The 19,646-nt window shown below is 67.2% G+C and carries 19 protein-coding genes; 6 read left to right on the plus strand and 13 right to left on the minus strand.

What is annotated here, in order from left to right; genetic code table 11:
• Positions 1-9: 9 nt before the first annotated feature.
• Positions 10-654 carry an isochorismatase family cysteine hydrolase gene (locus tag AB0H00_RS09230; protein ID WP_357263276.1) on the minus strand — a complete coding sequence of 215 codons (645 nt, stop codon included), beginning with the start codon at positions 652-654 and terminating at the stop codon, positions 10-12.
• Positions 655-908: 254 nt separating this feature from the next.
• On the opposite strand from AB0H00_RS09230, the gene AB0H00_RS09235 reads away from it, so the two are divergent.
• Positions 909-2,183 (plus strand): lipase family protein, encoded by a 1,275-nt coding sequence (locus tag AB0H00_RS09235; RefSeq protein ID WP_357263279.1) that lies wholly within the window; start codon positions 909-911, stop codon positions 2,181-2,183.
• Between the two features lie 197 nt (positions 2,184-2,380).
• On the opposite strand, the gene AB0H00_RS09240 is transcribed toward AB0H00_RS09235, so the two are convergent.
• The 4 genes from AB0H00_RS09240 to AB0H00_RS09255 form a co-directional block, all read right to left on the minus strand.
• Entirely contained in the window at positions 2,381-3,025 is a 645-nt protein-coding gene (locus tag AB0H00_RS09240) for an ammonium transporter (RefSeq protein WP_357263282.1), read from the minus strand.
• 356 nt (positions 3,026-3,381) lie between these two features.
• A complete protein-coding gene (locus AB0H00_RS09245; RefSeq protein ID WP_357263285.1) occupies positions 3,382-4,119 on the minus strand; it encodes an energy-coupling factor transporter transmembrane protein EcfT in 738 nt (245 codons plus the stop codon).
• Between the two features lie 108 nt (positions 4,120-4,227).
• Positions 4,228-6,354, minus strand: coding sequence for an ATP-binding cassette domain-containing protein (locus tag AB0H00_RS09250; RefSeq protein WP_357263288.1), 2,127 nt, complete (start codon positions 6,352-6,354; stop codon positions 4,228-4,230).
• A 70-nt stretch (positions 6,355-6,424) separates the two neighbouring features.
• A complete protein-coding gene (locus AB0H00_RS09255) occupies positions 6,425-7,897 on the minus strand; it encodes an NAD(P)/FAD-dependent oxidoreductase (protein ID WP_357263291.1) in 1,473 nt (490 codons plus the stop codon).
• Between the two features lie 83 nt (positions 7,898-7,980).
• Here AB0H00_RS09255 and AB0H00_RS09260 point away from each other — a divergent pair, with 83 nt between their 5' ends.
• Entirely contained in the window at positions 7,981-9,042 is a 1,062-nt protein-coding gene (locus AB0H00_RS09260; protein WP_357263294.1) for an AraC family transcriptional regulator, read from the plus strand.
• Here the strand turns inward: AB0H00_RS09260 and AB0H00_RS09265 are convergent.
• The 3 genes from AB0H00_RS09265 to AB0H00_RS09275 form a co-directional block, all read right to left on the minus strand.
• Positions 9,039-9,716, minus strand: a complete 678-nt coding sequence (locus tag AB0H00_RS09265; RefSeq protein WP_357263296.1) for a phosphodiesterase — start codon at positions 9,714-9,716, stop codon at positions 9,039-9,041. The genes AB0H00_RS09260 and AB0H00_RS09265 overlap by 4 nt on opposite strands.
• Positions 9,717-9,785: 69 nt before the next feature.
• Positions 9,786-10,571 carry a metallophosphoesterase gene (locus AB0H00_RS09270; protein ID WP_357263299.1) on the minus strand — a complete coding sequence of 262 codons (786 nt, stop codon included), beginning with the start codon at positions 10,569-10,571 and terminating at the stop codon, positions 9,786-9,788.
• 317 nt (positions 10,572-10,888) lie between these two features.
• Entirely contained in the window at positions 10,889-11,242 is a 354-nt protein-coding gene (locus AB0H00_RS09275) for a nuclear transport factor 2 family protein (protein WP_357263302.1), read from the minus strand.
• Positions 11,243-11,304: 62 nt separating this feature from the next.
• Here AB0H00_RS09275 and AB0H00_RS09280 point away from each other — a divergent pair, with 62 nt between their 5' ends.
• Positions 11,305-12,279, plus strand: coding sequence for a WYL domain-containing protein (locus tag AB0H00_RS09280; RefSeq protein WP_357263305.1), 975 nt, complete (start codon positions 11,305-11,307; stop codon positions 12,277-12,279).
• A gap of 78 nt (positions 12,280-12,357) precedes the next feature.
• Here the strand turns inward: AB0H00_RS09280 and AB0H00_RS09285 are convergent, their stop codons facing one another.
• The gene (locus AB0H00_RS09285; protein WP_357263308.1) at positions 12,358-13,017 is read right to left on the minus strand and encodes an SRPBCC domain-containing protein; all 660 of its coding nucleotides are present in this window, start codon (positions 13,015-13,017) and stop codon (positions 12,358-12,360) included.
• A gap of 122 nt (positions 13,018-13,139) precedes the next feature.
• Positions 13,140-13,574 carry a MarR family transcriptional regulator gene (locus AB0H00_RS09290; protein ID WP_357263311.1) on the minus strand — a complete coding sequence of 145 codons (435 nt, stop codon included), beginning with the start codon at positions 13,572-13,574 and terminating at the stop codon, positions 13,140-13,142.
• 51 nt (positions 13,575-13,625) lie between these two features.
• Between AB0H00_RS09290 and AB0H00_RS09295 the strand changes: the two genes are divergently transcribed.
• Positions 13,626-14,222 (plus strand): TIGR03086 family metal-binding protein, encoded by a 597-nt coding sequence (locus AB0H00_RS09295; protein ID WP_357263314.1) that lies wholly within the window; start codon positions 13,626-13,628, stop codon positions 14,220-14,222.
• Positions 14,223-14,232: 10 nt separating this feature from the next.
• Here the strand turns inward: AB0H00_RS09295 and AB0H00_RS09300 are convergent, their stop codons facing one another.
• A complete protein-coding gene (locus tag AB0H00_RS09300; protein ID WP_357263490.1) occupies positions 14,233-14,994 on the minus strand; it encodes an RNA pseudouridine synthase in 762 nt (253 codons plus the stop codon).
• 154 nt (positions 14,995-15,148) lie between these two features.
• Positions 15,149-16,153, minus strand: a complete 1,005-nt coding sequence (locus AB0H00_RS09305) for an adenylate/guanylate cyclase domain-containing protein (protein WP_357263493.1) — start codon at positions 16,151-16,153, stop codon at positions 15,149-15,151.
• A 177-nt stretch (positions 16,154-16,330) separates the two neighbouring features.
• On the opposite strand from AB0H00_RS09305, the gene AB0H00_RS09310 reads away from it, so the two are divergent.
• Positions 16,331-17,236, plus strand: a complete 906-nt coding sequence (locus AB0H00_RS09310; RefSeq protein WP_357263316.1) for a MurR/RpiR family transcriptional regulator — start codon at positions 16,331-16,333, stop codon at positions 17,234-17,236.
• 15 nt (positions 17,237-17,251) lie between these two features.
• Here AB0H00_RS09310 and AB0H00_RS09315 read toward each other — a convergent pair whose 3' ends face one another.
• Positions 17,252-18,631 carry an amino acid permease gene (locus AB0H00_RS09315; RefSeq protein WP_357263318.1) on the minus strand — a complete coding sequence of 460 codons (1,380 nt, stop codon included), beginning with the start codon at positions 18,629-18,631 and terminating at the stop codon, positions 17,252-17,254.
• A gap of 239 nt (positions 18,632-18,870) precedes the next feature.
• Here AB0H00_RS09315 and AB0H00_RS09320 point away from each other — a divergent pair, with 239 nt between their 5' ends.
• On the plus strand, positions 18,871-19,644 hold the full coding sequence (locus tag AB0H00_RS09320; RefSeq protein WP_357263321.1) for an enoyl-CoA hydratase/isomerase family protein: 774 nt from the start codon (positions 18,871-18,873) through the stop codon (positions 19,642-19,644).
• Positions 19,645-19,646 lie beyond the last annotated feature (2 nt).

The raw sequence follows: 19,646 nt of genomic DNA on the forward strand, positions 1-19,646 counted from the left end.
CCTGCTTCGTCAGTTGGTGCCCGCGAGAAGCGGTGTGATGGTGGCGATGTCCGTGACCAGCGTGTGGCCTTGGAATTCGAAGTCGTCGTAGGCGCGCGCCATGGCCTCTTTGTCCCGGCCGCCGCAGGCATCGCTGATCACCACCGGAACGAAACCGAGGTCGGTGGAGTGCGTGACGGTGGGGGCGATGCCGATCTCCAGTGCGACGCCCGCGATCGCGTACGCGCCGACGCGCAGGTCGCGCAGCATCGAAGCCAGGGGAGTGCCTTCGAACGCTGACATCGACGTCTTGTCGAACACCACCTCGTCCTCGCGCGGCCGCAGTTCGGGAACCAGCTCGAAGGCCGGGGTGTCGCGTTGCAGGATGAAGCGCACCTTGTCCACCGAATCCACCTGCTGCCAGCTCATGGCCATGCGCAGCGCGAACGTTCCGCTGAGGCGCTCGGGCAGGAAGAAGTGACGCAGGAAGACCACGGGATAACCGCCTGCCCGCGCCGCGTCCACCACCCGCACCACGCGCTCGATGATCTCCGGGCCGTCCGGCAGCTGGCTGAGCACGCCGACCTGCATGTCGTAGACGATCACTGCCAGCCGGTCCGGCGCGCACACGTCGGCGAGTCCTTGTGGGATGTCCAATCCGTTGCCATGCCGCATGTTCGGCCACTCCTCTTCGTTGCGTTCTGGTCGCCGACGGCGCGGAACTTGGGGCGATCGGGTTGCGTTAAGGGCTATTTCGCACCACTGTAGCCAGCCGAGAGGACAGCCGCGGCGGTGGGTCCGACCTGGAAGTGACCCGTTGCCGGGTCTCTGACCTGGCAGTACTGTGGGTACCCAGAGGCAGGAGGTGAGTCGAGGCCAACGACGCCCGGCGCACGGTCACTCTGTCTCGCCGGACTGGGGAGGCCGTGATGAACAAGATTCACGGAACGTCTGCCACTGGGCAGTCGCCGCATCGAGGCCCGCGCGCGATACGCACCATTTCGGCAACCGTTCTCGCGGCGCTGACCCTCCTCGCCACGATGCTGGTCACCGCCCCGCCGGCGTTCGCAGGTGTGCCACACCCGGACGACGACCCCTTCTACGCGGCACCTGCCGACCTCGCCTCGTACCCGAACGGCGCCGTTCTGGACTCGCGGCCGATCGCATTGTTCGGTCTGCCCCTTCCGGTCTCGGCGTGGCAGGTCGCGTATCGGACCACCGACGCGAGCGACCGTCCCGCGCCCGGCGTCGCGACGGTGATGGTACCGATGCTGCCGTGGTTCGGACCGGGGGCGCGGCCACTGCTGTCCTATCAGGTCCCCGAGGACAGTCTCGGCACCCGGTGCGCGCCCTCGTTCGCGCTGCGCGGAGGTTGGGATACCGGCGTGGTCAACACGCTGATCGACACACCATTCATGGCCGAAGCGCTCCGACGGGGATGGGCCGTGGTGGCCAGTGACTACGAAGGCCCGCAGTCCCGGTTCCTGGACGGCGTGAATTCCGGACGCGGCGTGCTGGACGGTATTCGGGCGGCCCGCGATTTCCCTGCCGCCGGCCTCGGACCCGCTACACCGATCGGGGCATGGGGCTATTCGGGCGGCGCATTCGCGACGTTGTGGGCCGCGCAGATGCAACCGCGTTACGCGCCGGACGTCCGGTTCGCCGGGATCACCTCAGGCGGTGTTCCCGCGGATTGGCCCGCCATCGCCCGGCACGCGGACGGCGGTGTGCAGGCCGGGCTGGCGCTCCTCATCCTGTTCGCGGTCGCCCGCAATAATCCCGCCGACGGCGTCCTGGAGTTGCTCAACGAGCATGGGCGGGCGGCACTGGCCGAGGACGCGGCGGCTTGCGGGTCCGATCTGGTGCCGAAGTACGTCGGGGCGCGCGCCGACGACTTTTCCACGGTACCGAATGTGTTGAGCCATCCCACTTTTCGGGCCGCGACCGCGGCACAAGAGCTCGGTGGCAGCGCCCCCACCGTACCGATGTACCTGTACCACAGCACGACCGACGACGTGATACCCGTAGCCGGATTCACCGACCTACTCGGCCGGTACTGCGCGCAGGGGGCGACCATCACGTCGCTGCACTCGATGTTGCCGACTCACAATCCGACGGCGATCGGTGAGGCGTCGGGGGCGATGGGGTACCTCGCGGATCGGTTCGCGGGGGTGCCGGTGGCGGCTGGATGTCATTCGCGATAGTCCAGCCTCCGGGCTGTCGCTAGGGGTGGGGTTCGCGACTCGAGACCGTGGCGCTGCTCCGAGTGAGTAGGCATCCTGGTGTGTCTCGATAGCTGTATGAGAAGCGAGGAGGACGCGCATCGGAGAAGCGAGACGGCGCGCACGGAATCACCAGGGATTCGGTGCGCGCCATGTCGAGGGCGTGTGTGTCAGTTCTTCTAGCGGCCGGCGGCGTCCACCCACTGGGTGGTTCCCGGCGGGGCGTTGAGAGTATTGAGCAGGTCGATACCGGCGACGATCAACGTGGGGCCGCCGGCAACCAGAGTCCCGATGACAGCCCCGATGGCGGCGCCGGTAAGCACTGTGCCGATACCTATCGGACCACCGGCGATCCCGATCAGTCCGATAGCCGCTCCAATGGCAGTGCCGATGAACCCGCCAACGGCTGTGGCGATGCCGAACTGAGTCAAGAAGGCTTGCTGAGCTAGCTGGTTCTCATACGGGGAGGCGACTGGCGTGGCGGCTGGGCGAGCGTGCGCGGCATCCCTGACTACGGTTAGCTCCAGCACCCGGTCTGCGTCCTTCACTGCATAGGGCAGTGGGTACTCGAGCCCGTCCTGCCGGAAGGCCAGCGGCATTGTGACCACTACGTTTCCGGCTTCATCCTTGACGTCGACCGAACCGCCGGACGCTGAGAACGTACCCCCGGTGAGGGTCGTGACGATCTTCTCACCTATCAACTGGGCCTTGTACTCGATGTTCGGGACGGGGGTCGCGGCTGGTTCCGCGTGGGTGGTGCCCGCGCCCACCGTCAGCGCGGCGACGAGTGGTAGCACAGCCGCCGCGATTTTATGGACAATCATTTCCGGTTCCAATCTCATCAGGTTCTGACCACTGGGGAACGCCGCGGGCGCCGAAATTCCTTCCCCCGCACGCGCATACAGCTGTGATGTGATCAAGAAGACAGCTCTCGACAAGCAACTGTACTGTGACTGAAGGGTTTGGACGTCGAATTGAACGGGTATTCTTCCTCTTTTTGATTGCGCCAGTCTTGTTATAGCCGTTGCCTATTCGCTGTCGAACGGGCCGGCGCCGTCGACAGGTACCCTTGCCGTCACACCTCTTCCATCGATCCGCACGGATCAGCGATTGCCACCGAGGCCACCTGGCCATGCAGGGCGTGGTCGCGTGGCCGCTTTCATGCTGCTCGTCGCCGGATTCAGAGCAGCAAATGCAGGCCGATGGCGCCCAGACAGACGGCGAGGACCACCGCGAGGGCGATGGCGTCGCGGTGGCTGGGGGCACTGGGGTAGGCGGTGAGCTGCCCCGTGCCGCCGCGTGCGGTGATCGCCTCGCCCAGTTCGCCGGCGCGGCGGGTGCACACCGCCATGGCGGCGGTGAGAATGTCGATCAGGGGATTTTCGGCGGCGCGGTAAAGCAGGCTGCCCTTGGGGCGGAGTTGGCGCGCGGCACGCAGGACCCGGATTTCCTCCAGCAGCAGCGGAAGGCCGCGGAGGGTCAGTGCGACGACGACAGCCCATTCGTCAACGGGCACCCGGAGTTTGCGCAGCGGCGCACCGAGTTTGGCCAGGGCAGGCGCGATGTCGCTCATCGGTGTGGTCCACGCGATGAGGAACGAGGCGGCCACCAGGATCAGTCCGAACACCACCACCTGCGTGTACCGCAGCACCGCAGCACCGCCGACCGGCACGTTGATCAGGGCTCCGGCGGCGAGCAGCGCCCAGAACCACCACGGCAGACGCGGCAGCGTGCCGAGCGGCAGCCGGGCGACCACGCCGACGAATACCAGGAAGGCGACCATCACGCCGAGCACCGGCCAGGACGGCAGGAACATCAGCAGCAGGCTGATCAGGAACGCTCCGATCATCTTCGTGCCCGCCCACAGCCGGTGCACCGGGCTGGCGACCGGAACCTGGCGGAACAGCACGGTGCTCATGACTCCACCTCGCTGGCGCTCGGCTCCGCCACGGCCACCCGGGTGGCTGTGCTGATTGATGGCTCACTCATCGGCGGACTCCCAATTCCCGGGGCGACTCAGCGGACATCATCGACCTCCGTGTTCGAGCCGCCACGCCGCATCGCCGGGTGGGCGCAGCGGCGCGGGCGGGTAGTCGCGGTGCGGCACAGGGCTGTTCGCAAGCAGCGCGGTATCGCGTGCGGACTCGGCGGCCAGAATCCGTCCGGACCTTAGATGCACCGTCCGGTCACACACGGCGGCCATGTCCGCTACGTCGTGTGAGATGACGATCAGTGTCAGGCCCGAATCTCGCAGCCGCGCCAGCAGTTCCACGATGTCGGCGCGACCTTCGGGGTCGAGGCCGGCGAGCGGCTCATCGAGCACGACGACCTGCGGATGGCTCGCCACAATCGCGGCGAGCACGACCCGCTTGGCCTGTCCGCCGCTGAGTTCCTCGATGGAGCGCGCGGCCAGGGACCGATCCAGCCCCACCGCGTCCAGCGCGCGCCCGACCGCGCCCGACCCGGTGGCCCGACCGCCCCAGTCCGCGATCTCCGCGCCGACAGTCTGCTTCTGCAATTGCAGGCGGGAATGCTGGAAGGCCAGCTCGACGCGTCCGATCTGCTTGGTGATCGACTTTCCGCCGAGTTCGCACCGGCCGGAACTCGGTTCGATCAGTCCGGCCGTGATCCAAGCCAGGGTGGATTTTCCCGATCCGTTTCCGCCGACGACGAGCAGCGCCTCGCCGCGGCGCACCGACAGATCCACGCCGTGCAGAGCCGGCGCCTCCCACGGGGTTCCACGGTTGTAGGTGTGCTGGACGCCGCGTAGCTCGAGGATCGTCTCGCCCATCGGCCTGCGCCTGGCGTCGCGCACCGGGCGAGGCCAGGCGGGCAGGCGCTCAACCGAGCGTCCGGCGGCCAGATGTACGACTCGATCGGCCGCGGCGGCGTCGGCCTCGTGATGGGTGACGAGAACGACTGCCATCGAGTGCCGTTTCGGCAGTGCCGCGAGCAGTTCCACGAGTTCGCGGCGTCCGTCCGGATCGATCATCGAGGTCGCCTCGTCGGCGATCAGCAGGGCGGGGCGACGGGCCAACGCCGCGGCGACGGCGAGACGCTGCTGCTGCCCGCCGGAAAGCGTGGCGGTCTCCTTCGCCCCCATGCCGCCGAGACCGACTTCGCCGAGCAGTCCGTCGACATTCACGTCGGCGGCGAGCTCGGTGGGCAATCCCCACACCACATCGTCGGCGACGAGCACTCCCAGGGTCTGACTCTCCGGCCGCTGCGACACCAGCGCTGTTCCACCGAGACGCCCCAGGCCGGCCGACCCGGGACGCTCGACCGTTCCCGAGGTAGGTGGCAGCCCGGCGAGCAGCCGCGTCAGCGTCGACTTGCCCGATCCGTTGTGTCCTACCACCGCGACGAATTCGCCGATTTCGACGGTGAGGTCGATGTCGTGCAGCGCGTCGCGTACCGCACCCGGGTAGCGGAATCCGGCGCCGCGCACCCGCACCGGCAGCGGCGCGATGGGCCGGTCGTCGCGCGGCGCGTCCAACCGATCCCGACCCGGCAGCCAGACGAGCCGGTCCAGCACCGAGCCGAGTACGTACCAGGAGAACAGTCCGGTGGCGACCATGCCCATCGCGACACCGCCGCCGATCCAGGCCCACCACCAGCGCAAGACCGAGTCGGTGAGGTCGGCGGCAGCCCGTCCGAGCGGTTCCAGCTGCGTCTGACGCGCCGCGAGATCCTGAACGCCGCGCGAGGCGTTGCGGATGTTGTCGAAAAGCAGCTGGCGGGACGCCGAGAGCAGCAGCAATGACCCGACCGAGAACGATGCCCAGATCAGTCCGGTCAGCATCGAGAGTCCGAACACCGCGATGACACCGCCGCGGCGCCGCTTCACCGCGCCGATGATCCCGCCCAGCATCGCCGACGAGACCAATCCGATCGCGGGCACCACACCCGCTGCGACAAAGGTGACCAGCGTGGCCGCGATGGTGGCGGTGACCAGGGCCCGCAGCCGATAGCGGTGTGCGATCAGTGCCATCGGCACCGCGGCGACCAGTTGCAGAGCGGCGGCGAACGGGATCACCGAGCCGACGGTGACCAGCCCGACGGTCGCGCCGCCCAGCACGGCGCCGGTGGCCAGCTCGATCGGACGCAGCGGCCCCTGCTCCCCCGGATCGCCCTCAAAGGGCAGTGCACTCACGGAACAAGTCTGCCAGCCCGGCGAGGGTCGCATCGTTTGCGGCAATTCGAGAGGGCCCCTCCGTGGAGTGCTACGCGTCAGGAGGCGGGGTGAGGATGTAGGCGGTGGGGTCTAGTTTGCGAATGGAGCGGCGGTAGCGGGTCTGGGAGCCCGGCCAGTTGTTGGTGATCCGGCCTGCGGAGTTGCGGTACCAGCTGGAGCAGAAGTTCCAGGGGGTGCGGGCGAGGCGCTGTTGGAGGGCGGTGTTGAAGGTCGCCTCCCGGTCCGCGCGCACGTCGAGACAGTGGCCGGGGCGGTCGGCGAGCAGTTGCACGGCTTGGCGGATGTAGCGGGTCTGCGATTCGATCATGTAGATGATCGAGCCGACGCCGAGATTGGTGTTCGGCCCGTAGACCAGGAAAAGGTTGGGGAAGTCCGGCACCGAGATGCCGTAGTACGCGTGCGCGCCGTCGGCCCAGACGTCCGACAGCTTGCGGCCCGCGCGGCCGTAGATGTTCATCGGCCAGAGGAATTCGGTGCCTTTGAACCCGGTGCCGTAGATGATCACATCCGCTTCGTGTACGACACCGTCGGCGGTGCGTACGCCCTCCGGTGTGATCTCCGCGATAGCGGTGGTTTCCACCTGTACGTTCGGCTGGGTCAGTGCGGGGTAGTAGTCGTTGGAGAAGAGCGCGCGCTTGCAGCCGACCGGATAGTCGGGGGTGAGTTCGGCTCGCAGCTGGGGGTCCTCGACCTGCCTGGCCAGGTGCTCGGACGCGATGCGCGCCACCAGCCGCGCGATCGCGGGGAATTCGACCAGCCCGAGCGAGATGAGCTCGGCGATCGACCACCACCCGAACCGCTCGACCAGCAGTGCGCCGGGCACCCGCGCGAACAGGCTGTGCTGGATCGGCGAGTAGTCGGTGTCGAATTTCGGGACCACCCAGGCGGGCGTGCGCTGGAACAACGTGAGGTGGGCGACCTGCGGCTGGATCTTCGGGATGAACTGGACGGCGCTGGCTCCGGTACCTACGCAGGCGACGCGTTTGCCGGTGAGTGCGACGTCGTGGTCCCATTCCGCCGAGTGGAACGACGGGCCGGTGAAGGTGTCGATACCGGGGATGCTCGGCATGGCTGGGCGGGACAGCTGGCCCACCGCCGAGATCAGCACATCGACGATGCGGGTACCCCCGTCCGCGGTGCGGACCGTCCAGCGTCCGGTGGCGTCGTCGAATTCCGCGCCGGTCACGGCGGTGTCGAACCGGATCAGGTCGAGTACACCGTGCCGCTCGGCGACACGGCGCAGGTAACCGTGGATGGCGACCCGCCCCGAGTACCGCTGCGGCCAGTCCGGTTTGGGTTCGAACGAGTACGAATACAGCGGGGACGGCACGTCGCACGCGGCGCCGGGATAGGTGTTCTCCCGCCATACGCCGCCGAGGTCGGCGGCGCGCTCCAGGATGGTGATGTCATCGAGACCGTGGCGCCGCAATTCGATCGCCATGCCGATGCCGCCGAAACCCGCGCCGATGATGAGGATCGATGGCCCATTGCCTGCTGTCATGTGGGACTCCTCACAGGACCCTGGATGACTCCACTGTAGGAGCCTCTGCCAGCTGTATCGAGATATCCGGCCATAATGTCCGAGTGCAGCGGGTGCAAGGTCCAGGAATCCGCGATTGGAATTTTCCGCGCGGCGTGGCAAGCGTGGCGCTGATGGTCGGCTACGCGGCCGAGCACGACGTCCCTACCGCGCGCATGCTGCGCGGCACCGGTCTCACCGAGCAGCAGCTGCGCGACCCGGACACGCAGATCGATGCGCACACCGAGCTCACGGTGATCCGCAATCTCGTCCGCGCACGGCCCGACCTGCCGGCGCTCGGTATCGAGGTCGGCCGCCGCTACCGGATCACCACGTTCGGCATCTTCGGCTTCGCCTGCGTCAGCAGCCCGACGCTGGGTGAGGCGATCAGATTCGCGCTGCGCTACCTGGACCTCAGCTTCACCTTCTGCTTGCCGGTGGCGGAGTGGGGCGAGGCCGAGTTCGTCGCGTGGGTGCACGACGAGTCGGTGCCCGCCGACGTGCGGCAGTTCCTCATCGAACGCGACGTGACCGCGATGCATCAGGTGATGAGCGACTTACTCGGCACGCATCTGCCGCTGACCAGGGCCGAATTTCATTTTTCCGCACCGAGTTACGCCGATCGGATCAGGGCGGTCACGGTGGTGCGGCCGCGGTTCGACATGCCGCACAACCTGTTCGCCATCGATCCTGCGATGCTCGAGCAGCCGCTGCCCCAGGCGAACGAGCACACCTGGGCGATGTGCCTGACCCAGTGCCAGGACTTGGTGCACCGCCGCAGGGCCCGCACCGGCATCGCCGCCGAGGTGCGTGCTCGTCTCGTGCCGCGCGGCGGCACCGACGGCTTCGCCGCGCCACCCGGAATCGACACCGTGTCACGCGATCTCAACATGAGTACGCGTACCCTGCGCCGCCATCTCGACGCGGCCGGGACCAGCTACCGTGCGCTTCTGGACGAAGTCCGACGTGCCTTGGCCGAGGAAATGCTCACCGCCACCCCGCTTTCGGTGAGCGATGTCGCGATCCGCCTCGGCTACGCCGAAGCGTCCACGTTCATCTACGCGTTCAAGCGGTGGACCGGCGATACCCCCGCGGCCTATCGACGCGAACGCGCCGCGCAACGTTAGGTCGCTTCGCCCCGTCCGCTTCGACTGCCGGTGTAGGCCAGCTCGCGAATCTTGCCGACCGCCTCGGGGAACATTTTCACCTCGGGCGGATGGTTGAGCATAGGATCGAAATAGTCCGTCCGGTGCTCGGCGGGTTCCTCGTGGCGGAGCGTGAGTTCGGCGAGCCGCAGGCGCGGCACACCGATGCCGCTCGAGGTGAGGGTGAAGGTCACCATGTGTTCACGCAGGTGCTCGTTCATCGCGTCGAGCGAGGCCGAGCTGGGCTGGCCGGCGTCCGGCTCGGCGAAGAACCAGGTCGGCGTGGACTTTCCGACCCGATAGGGCAGCAGGCTGCCGTATCGGGCGCTGGCCCAGCCTCGGGCAGGCGTGAACACGAATCGGCTCAACGGTCCACCACCGGTCGTGGCCAAGGCGAAGTCCCATGGCTCGTTATCGCGGTCGAGCACCCGGAACGCGAACCCCAGCACATCGGGTAGGCCCGACGGCGTGCCCGCCCCCTTGGACAATCGTGCGATAACGGCACGTTCGCCGCTGCCGAAAAGGGGCTCGAACTCGCTCTCCGCGTGCAGCCGCCCGGACAGATGCAGGCCGTCTGGGTGGAATACCCGCGCGTGCCGGAGCCGCGCTCCGGTCGCGAACGCGCCTTTCACCACTGCGGCTGGTAGGTCGACCATGCGGGCCCTCCGGGGGTAGGCGTTGCTGTCGTCTCCCGATTGCCCCGGCTCCCGGCGGGTAAACCGAACTCAGCCGGGCTGTACCCCGATGCGGCCGCCCATCGGGATCGTGCGGAAATGGGTTGTCATGCGGTTGTTCCCATCGATGACGTGTAGGGCGACCGCCGGGTCCGGCGCGTAGTCCATGACATGGTCGGGGAGCTCGAGCTCCCATTCGCCACCCAGCACGGACGCGGTGCTCGGCCCCACCAGCAGCGGACGTCCCGCGAACATGGTCGTCGCCGACGAGTGCGCGTGGCCGGTGAGCACGCCGACGATGCGATCGTCGCCCGCGACCAGCGCGGCGAGCCGCTGCGGGTCGGCAAGTGAGATCTCGTCGACGACCGGGCTGAACAGGTGGGCGGGCGGGTGGTGCAGGGCGAGCAGGACCGGCTTGGCCGCCGGCGCCGCGGTGAGAACGTCGCGCAGCCAGTCGTAGGTCTCGTCGGTGAGCTGCCCGCCGGCCTCGCCGGGAATGCTCGAATCCAGCAGGGCGACGGTGAGGTCGCCGATGCGAGGGGCGTGGTTGATCGGCGCGTCTGAAACGGGCTCGCCGAGCAGGGTGGCGCGGAAGCCCGCGCGGTCGTCGTGGTTGCCCGGGATGGGGTACACCGGGATGTCGACGTCGAAGGCGCGCCTGGCCTCGGCGTACTGCTCCGGCTTTCCGCACTCGGTGATGTCGCCGGTCACCAGGATGGCATCGGGCCTACGACGGAGGTCGGCGAGGAAAGCCATGACCCGCTCCACACGTTCGGCGTTGCGGGCGCCGAGATCGAAATGGGTGTCGCTGACCTGAGCCACCAGGATCATCGGCATTCGCTTTCACTAGGGGATCGCTGCAGTGCGCCATAGTGTGCTCACGGCGCGTCCGCGGCACGTCATCAGGCTAGATGACCTGCGTATTACGCGTCGTCAGGAGGCTTACCCCCGGTCGGGACCTGCTCGGCGGAATGGGGTCGAGGAGCGAATCCGCCTGATCCGGCGCTGAGAGTTACCGCAGATAGCGGCACTACGCTCGAGTTTCGAACGCTGCGGCACCGGCGGAGGTCGAGCAACAACCCCGCGTCCCGGCCGCAGGTCCACACGCGACTGCGCGGCGGTGGGCCCGGTCACGCCGGCCCACCGCCGCCCCGCTACGGAACGAGTGCGGGCTGGTCCACGGCCCAAAGCCACGACCCGTCCGGCTGGCGACGGGCGATCTCGACGGTCACCTCGCCGGTGGTCAGCGTGGACGCTGTCAGTGCCAGGTCGCCGCTCACCAGCGCTGGATGCTGCCTGCCCGGCGAGAGCACCGGCGCGGCCGCGACGAACTGCTCATACACCTTGCGGATCTCCGCATGTCCGCCCGCGAGGTTGCCCGGCGGAAACGCCAGCACGGCGTCCGGCTCGTACAACGCCACCAGCCCGTCGACGTCGCCCGCGTTGGCGCGCTCGATGAAATACCTGCCCAGGTCGTTCGGCTCAGTGGCCACTTTCTTGTTCGTCATACTGATAAGGCTCCCAACGAATCACGACATCTTGTGTCGTGTATTTCCGCAAAGGTTTCCGTATGCGCGCCGACCGATTGGTCTCGCTGGTGTTGCTGCTGCGCCGGCACGGTCGGCTGTCCGCGGCCACGTTGGCCCGCGAGCTGGAGGTATCCACCCGCACCGTGCTGCGCGATATCGAGGCGCTGTCCGCGGCCGGCGTCCCGGTCTACGCCGAACGCGGCCGGCACGGCGGTTTCGCATTGTTGCCCGGTTTCCAGACCGAGCTCACCGGACTGAACCACGACGAGGCGCTCGCGCTGCTGGTCGCCGGATCACGGCGTGGCGCGCAGGTATTCGGCCTCGGCTCGGCGCTCGTTTCGGCCATGCGCAAGGTGGTTGACGCGTTACCTGAAAGCTATCGGGCCACCGCGACCGGCGCGGCCCAGCGATTGCTCATCGACCCGGAGACCGACCTCTTCTCACGCCGACTGGTCGCTGAGGAGGTGCCCGACACCATAGTGACCGAGGTCCGGCGCGCGGTGTTCGCCGGACACAAGCTGCGCATCCACTACGCGGCTGTGGACCAGACCCCGAAGTGGCGCACCGTGGACCCGATCGGCCTGGTCACCGTACGCGACCAGGGCTACTTGCTGGCCACGAGGTCTGGTGCGGACCGCACCTATCGGCTGTCCCGGGTCTTGGCCGCCGAGGAACTCCCCGAACCCGCACAGCGACCGGACCGGGTCGATCTGGACCGGGCCTGGCAGGAACGCGGCACGCGGTTTCGGACCGGCGGCGACCAAGTCACCGTGCTGGTGCGGGTGAACCCGGCACAGCGGGAGGATCTGGTGGGCACCGCGCTGGCCGTCCGCGCCGAGGAAGCCGACGCAGACGGCTGGCTGCGGCTGGAGGTGACATTCCAAGATCCGAGACACGCCGAATGGGCACTGTGGCAGCTCGGCACGAACGCGGAAGCCTTGACCCCGCAGTGGTTGCGCACCTCCCTGCGCAACCGCGCCGCCGCGATCACCGCCTGCTACGGAGTGTCATCCTGAGAGTTGTCGCCTTCTGCGGGCTGCCCCGATCAACGAGAGGACACGCTCGAACTCGACTCGAATCCGCAGTGGCCGGCCTCACTGTTGATCGGCAGGCAGATTCTCCGCCGCCCAGCGCCGGCCCGGTTCCGGGTCGACACCGAAGCGCTCGGCGTAGCGTTCGTGGATGTCCTTCCACGGCTTGTGTGCCGCCTCATCGGAGAGGTGGCCGCCCGCAAGGTGGGGCTCGAGCCGTGAGAGGTAGGTCTCCCAACCGGTTGCGGTCTGCGCTGTCGGCAAGTCATCGATGACGTGAGTGAAGATCAAACGACAGCCGCCTTCCTCCTCGACCAATTCGAAGCTCTGACGCTGGCCGGCATATATCCACGCCAGGCGATGCGGTGCATCGACTTCGGTCACCTCGAGGGTCGCACCGCCGAGTTCGATGGTCTCGCCCTCCGCCGGCGTCCAGTCCGCCGCGCCCGGAAAGAAGCGCTCGAGCTCTGCCGGCACGCTGACCGCCTGCCATACGCGCTCGATCGGGTACGCGTACGAACGCTCGAAACGCAGGCTTGGACGTCCGTCGATCGTCTCGAGTGTTCCGTAAGCCATGGTGTCGGTCATGGGCGTCCCTTCATGTCTGTGACCACTGATCGCGATAGCTTGCAGCGGTGTGGGGTCGAGGTATTTGTAGCGGCCTTGCTTGACCGCGAACACGAGACCGGCCGGATCTGCGATCGCCTTGTCAACGTCGCTCACGGCACCAACAATAGGCAAGTATGTACTTGCCTGTCAAGGCTGGCGGGGCCCGTCGCGGTAGTGGATGCCCTGCTCGACGGACGACTCTTGGGGGATGGTGGTGTCGGGTGTGGCGGGTTGTCCTACTTCGGCTGTTCGGCGACGGCCGCGCAGAGGATGCGTAAGGCGCGCAGGAATACTCGCCGGTCCGCGGCGGGGAGCTGATCGAGCAGCCGATTCTCTTGCGTCTGGATTTCGCGTTGCGCACGATCGCGCAGCGCCCGGCCTACCTCGGTGAGGGACACCAGGTTCACTCGCCGGTCCGCGGGGTCTGGTGCACGGTCGATGAGCCCACGCCGCTGCAATTCGTCGAGCACACCGATGATGCGGGTCTTGTCCGCGCCGATCGCCTTGGCCAGGGCGGCCTGGGTGTAGACCGGTTCGGCGTCGAGGCCGAGCAGCACGGCATATCCCCACATCGACAGCTCGTGACGGGCCAGCACGGGAGCCTCCGCGGCCATGAGCGCCCGTATGAGCGGCACGATCATCGCGGCGAGGTCGGGGCGAGATTCTGGCATGGATCGAAGATATCGCTTGGCAAGTAATAAGCGATTGCATACGATATGCTCATGCTTACTATTGGAAATGAGCAGGAGCTGCGCGACCTGCATGCCCGTGCCGTGCGATTGAGCGTCGACGTCGTCGACCGCGTGACCCCTGACCGGCTCGGCGCCGAAACGCCCTGCGCCGAGTGGAATCTGCAAGCCTTGCTGGAGCACATGATCACGCAGAACCACGGCTTCGCCGCCGCCGCGCGGGGCAGCGACGATCCGGGGCTCTGGACGGTTCGCCCCGCTACCGATCCGGTCGCGGACTATCGCGCCTCGGCCGACGACGTGGTCGCCGCGTTCGCCGCCGAAGATGTGTTCGAGCGCGCGCTGCTGCTGCCGGAAATACAGCCCGGCTACGGTTTCCCCGCCGGCCTCGCGATCACCTTTCACCTGATCGACAGCGTCGTGCACGCCTGGGACGTAGCGCAGTCGATCGGGGAGGCCATCACCCTGGACGAAGACCTGGGCAGAGAGGCGCTGCGTGTCGCGCTCGCCGTGCCCAACGGTCCGGAACGCTCGGCCCCTGGCGCGGCTTTCGCGCCGGGATCGGTGGTCCCCGATGAGACGCCGGTGCTGGATCGGATCCTGCTTTTGCTGGGGCGTTCGCCGAGCTAGTTCGAGCGGCTCAGCGGATGGTGTGCAGCAACTCGTTCGCTCGCTCGAGCGCCGCTGCCTCGTGCGATCCGTCTATTGATCGCCAGAATCCGGCGTCGGGCGGGGCGGCAAGCACGAGTTCCGGGGGCGTGCGCCACGACGCGGTCAGACCGAGACACCAGGAGTGCAGATAGGTTCGCTCATGCGTTCCGGATCGGTCGAACAGTGGGTCACCGACGATCGGGTGACCAATCCAGGCCAGGTGGACCCGGATCTGGTGGCGGCGTCCGGTGACCGGCCGCAGAGCGAGAACGGTGTGCGCGGCACCGCGCAGCACGGTCGCGAAGTGAGTGACCGACGGATAGTTCTTGGCGTCGAGCAGATCGGCCTCCTCGACGAACCACCGATCCGCCTCGTGATGTATGCGCTCCCGCGGCGCGGCGATCCGCACCCGGTTCTTGCGGCCGACGCTGAGCGGCAGATCGATCACACCGGTGTCGGGCAGTCCGGTAGCCGCGACGACGGCCAGGTACGCCTTGTCGGCGGTCTGCTTGTTGAACTGTCTGGTCAGCTCACCGTGCGCACCGAGTTCCTTCGCGAACAGGATCAGGCCGGAAGTTACCTTGTCGATCCGGTGCACCGGATACAGCGTTTCCCCCGCAGCGGCCGCGAGCTCGACTATGTCGGTGTCATGACGTTCGCCGGTAACGGAGATTCCGGCTGGCTTGTGCAACGCGAGAATCGCCGCGTCCTCTTCCACGAGGGAACGCGCGCGCAGCTGTGACCAGTCCATCTTCACCGGGACGAGCCTAATGGGCGCAGTCGGACGAGTCTGCCCACCGCCCGCGCCGGGCCGAGCGAGGGCTCGAGGTAGCCGCGTATGCGCCGGGCCGAGCGAAGGCGAGGCAGCCGCCTTGGGTCCGTCCGGCGCGGTTTCGGAGCGGGACTTACTTGCTCTTGCCGTTGCGGCGCAGCACGTGTGGGCGCAGCCGGTTGAAGCCGCGCACCCGGACGCTGCGCAGGTTCTTGATGTCGAAATCCGTCTCGCCGTCCAGTGCGACGGCGGCCGCATCATCGATCAGCACGGTGCCCGGCCGTGCGACGCCGGTCAGCCGGGACGCGATGTTCACCACCGAGCCGTACAGGTCCCCGAAGCGCTGCAGTACCGGGCCGTAGGCGACGGCGACGCGCAGCTCCGGGGTACCGCCGACCATCATCGTCGATTCCTGGATGGCCAGCGCGATCCGGGCGGCGTCGGCGGCGCGCTCGGCGGCGAACATCACTTCGTCGCCGACGTTCTTGATCACCCAGCCGCCGTTCTCGGTGATCGCCGCGGTCGTGGTGGACTCGAACGCCTCCAGCAGCATGGACAGTTCGTCGGGATGCAGGTGCCTGGTCAGCCGGGTGTAGCCGACCATGTCCGCGAAGCCGACGGCCAGCTCCCGGATCGACTCGCCCGCCGTCGTTCCCGGGTCCAGCGAGCGGGACAGTGCCGCGGCGAGATGCCGCCGCCACGCATAGCTGTTCAGTTGCTCCAGCGTGGCGATGGCGCCCTCGGTCGCGGCGCGCACCGCCTCGGCCGGGTCGGCTCCCTGGCCCGCCTCCTCGATGCGCTCGGCGATCTCCGCGAGCACCAAATCGACCTGCCATTCCGCCAGCCGCGCCATACCCTGCCCGAGCGTGCGCACAGTCGCCGCCTGTTGGCGTTTATCAGCCGAGGAAAGGACGTTCAGTTGCTGGAAGCTGCGGACTGCCGCGACGTCGGCGTCGGTGTAGTCGACCGCATCGTCGTCCACGCTGGAGGGGAAACCGAGCGCCATCCAGAGCCGCCGGGTGAGCGCCTTCGTCGTCCCGGTCCGCTCGGCGACCTCGGGGCGGTTGTACCGGCGCGTTCCGTCGAGCAGATACGACTCGACGACCGATTGCACCAGCTCGGACATCGCGGTGGGCACCATAATCGGTACCTTACGGTTGTGTCCGATTCGTAGCGCCTGAGGCAGCACAAACCGGCTGCATTCCGGGGTGCTCGCTGCCGACCTCTTCGGTGGCTGTGCTACCGCCGGAATCGGCTAAATTGGCAGAGTACTGCCATTCCACGGCAGACCGCACGGGTGGACGGAGGAGGCTCGGTGGACGCGAACGCGGAAGTTGCGGCGGGTCCTGCGACCTTCGACGAGCTGCTGGTCGAAATCCGCGGTCGGATGGATTCGCTGTCCACCTCACACAAGAAGTTGGCTCAGCGCGTGCTGTCGGATCCCGAAGCGGTGGCGTTCATGACCGTCTCCGAGCTCGCGAGCGCGGTGGGAGTCAACGAGGCCACTGTCGTGCGTTTTGCCAATGGCCTGGGTTTGAAGGGATACCCAGGGCTGACGCGATTGTGTCGCGGACGGCTGCAGGAGCAGGCGCAACTGTTGCGCCGCTTCGACAATCTCGAGCACCTCATAGCCGAGGGAGCCGGGCTGCGCGAACAGACCGTGGCTCTGGACCAGGCGAATATCGCCCGGACGTTCGCGCGCGTCGAAGACGCGATGTGGGAGTCGGCCGTCGATCGGCTGGCCCATGCGCCCCGGGTCCATGTGATGGGTCTGCGCAAATGTCACGCCCCGGCGTATCTGCTGGGCTACTTGCTGCGCATGCTGCGTGAGGATGTGGCGACGATCGATGCCACCGCTGGCACCCTGACCGATGAACTGCGCCGGGTGCGTGCGGGCGACTGCTTCGTGGCGATGTCGATCCATCGCTACAGCCTCGACACCGTGCGTGCCGCGCAGTGGGCTCGGCAGCGCGGTGCCCACGTCATCGCATTGACCGATACCGCCGTCTCACCGCTGGCGGTTTCGGCACACGACACGTTCTACATCGAGGCGTCCAGTGCCAGCGTGCTGCGATCGATGACCGCCTTCACGTCCCTTGCTCAGGCGATGACGGGCGAGGTCGCGCACATTCTGGGGCATCAGGTGCGTCCGACGCTGCTCGAGGAGGAAAAACTGCTGGGCGAGTTCGGTGTCTATGCCGCCGATACCGCCGGCGAATAACGCAGGCGTGGTGATCTACTCCGCTGTCGCCATCGGTACCGCGGCCGCCCGGCGCTGATGAATCAGGCCTGCGGCGACGGCGGCGGCGGTGACCGTCATGGTCAACGCGAGCGGAGTCCGGGTGCTGGAGGTCAGTGCCATCCCGACGACGATGGCCAGCAGGATGGCTCCGACCGCGTAGGACAGGTAAGGGTTGCCCCACATTTTCACGGGAAGGGCGGCGATCTGCGCCGCGGTCTTGTTGCGACGTCCGACGATCTGGGTGGCGCAGATACACAGGTAGACCACGACCGCGATCGCGCCCGAGGAGCTGAGCAGGAAGGTGAAAACCGCTCCGGTGGGCAGGAAGAAGTTCGCCACCACCGCAAGGAATCCGGCACTCGAGGCGGCGAGAACACCGGCGACGGGCACCCCGGAGCGGGCGGTCCTGCCCAGCAGACGGGGGGCTTCACCGCGGCGCGACAGTGCGAACAGCATCCGTGAAGACGAGTAGAGACCCGAGTTCAGACAGGACAACACCGCCGTGAGCACGACCAGATTCATGATGGTCTGGGTACCGGGAACTCCCAGCAGGTTCAGCACCGCGGCGTACGGGCTCTGGGTGATTTGAGTTGCGTTCCACGGCAATAGCGTGACCACCACGAGTATGGAGCCGACGTAGAAGATCAGGATGCGCCCGGCGACGCTGCGCATACTCGCGCGCACCGCACTGACCGGATCTTTCGCCTCGCCAGCGGCGATCGTCACCAGTTCGGTACCGAAGTAGGCGAAGAAGACTGTCAACGATGCCACGAGCAATGGCGTGAATCCGTTCGGGAACAGGCCGCCCTGCCTGAGCAGGTTCGCCGTTCCTGGCGCGGGGTAGTGCGGGAACAGGCCACAGACCGCCGCTATACCGATTCCGATGAAGGCCACGATCGCGATCACCTTGATCATCGCGAACCAGAACTCGAAACGCGCGAAGGAAGTCACCGCCGCGAGGTTCACGCCCGTCAAGGCGCTCATGAAGATCAGAGAATACAGCCAGGTCGGCACCGACGGCAGAAGCTGGTTGGCGATCGCCGCACCGGCGATGGCCTCGAAAGCGACTGTGACACACCAGTGGTAGGCGTATACCCACCCGACCGCCAGCCCAGCCCAGGAACCCAGTTCTCGGGAGGCGTAGCTCGAGAACGATCCCGTCTCGGGGCTGGCCGTCGCCAGTTCGGCGAGCATGCGCATCACCAGGATGATGAGGAGGCCGGTGAGTAGGTAGACGAAGACGATGCCAGGCCCTGCCGCGGCGATCGCCTTACCGCTGCCTATGAACAATCCGGCGCCGATGACTCCGCCGATACCGATCATCGTCAGCTGACGAGTGTTGATGCTGTGCTGCAGGTTCCCCGAGGTTGGCACGATGCCTTCTTCCGTGGGCCGTGGGCCGTGACCCGACAACTGGTAGTGATATGAAACACGGTCCGTGCGGTGCATGCAACAGATGTTGCATAAATATTGCATAATGCAAATTTGATGGCATAGTGAAGGCATCGAACCGCGAGGCCGACAGCTCGGCGCCGCGGTTCGCGGGGCATGCGGGTCGGCCGATCTGCCTGTGCCGCAACGCGTCAGGCAGCGATCAGGAAGAAGTGAGGCGCATGTCCACCGTGCTGGTGAGCAGATCCGGTTCCACCGCAACACTCGTTCTCAACCGGCCCGAACGGCTCAACGCCGTCAGCGCAGAGCTGTACCGGTCGCTGATCGACGAGCTGAATGCCGCCGACTTCGATCCGGGTATCCGCTGTGTCATCCTCACCGGCACCGGGCGGGCGTTCTGTGTCGGTGCCGACCTGAAAGCGCACAAGTCCGGCACCAGGACTCCCGCGGAGCAGGCGCACTACGTCGAGCTGGGCCAGCGCGCCTGCGAGCAGATCCAAACGATGGGCACCCCGGTGGTGGCAGCGGTCAATGGATATGCCCTCGGCGCCGGTGCGGAGTTGGCCGTCAGCGCGGACTTCCTGGTCATGGCAGAGGACGCGCAGATGGGGTTTCCCGAGGTGAGCATCGGCACCTTCGTCGGCGGTGGCGTGACCAACCGGCTTCCGCGTCTGGTCGGTCTACGTAGGGCTACGGACATGCTGATCCTTGGAGAGCGATTCAACGGTCGGCAGGCACTCGAATGGGGGTTGGCCCATTCCGCGGTACCTGAGGATCTCCTGCTCGGTTCGGCTGGAGCGCTCGCCGAAACCCTTGCGGCGAAGGCGCCACTCGCCCTGGCCCGGATGAAAGCGGCACTGCGCCGCGACGATCCGCCCGATGTCGCGTTCGCCACCGAGCCGAGGGAGCTTCTCGAATTGATGGCGACCCGGGACTGGGCCGAGGGCGTCGCCGCGTTTGCCGAACGCCGCACCCCGATCTTCGAAGGAAAATAGGC

The organism is Nocardia sp. NPDC023852 (assembly GCF_040639505.1).
In the GTDB taxonomy this organism is placed as follows: domain Bacteria; phylum Actinomycetota; class Actinomycetes; order Mycobacteriales; family Mycobacteriaceae; genus Nocardia.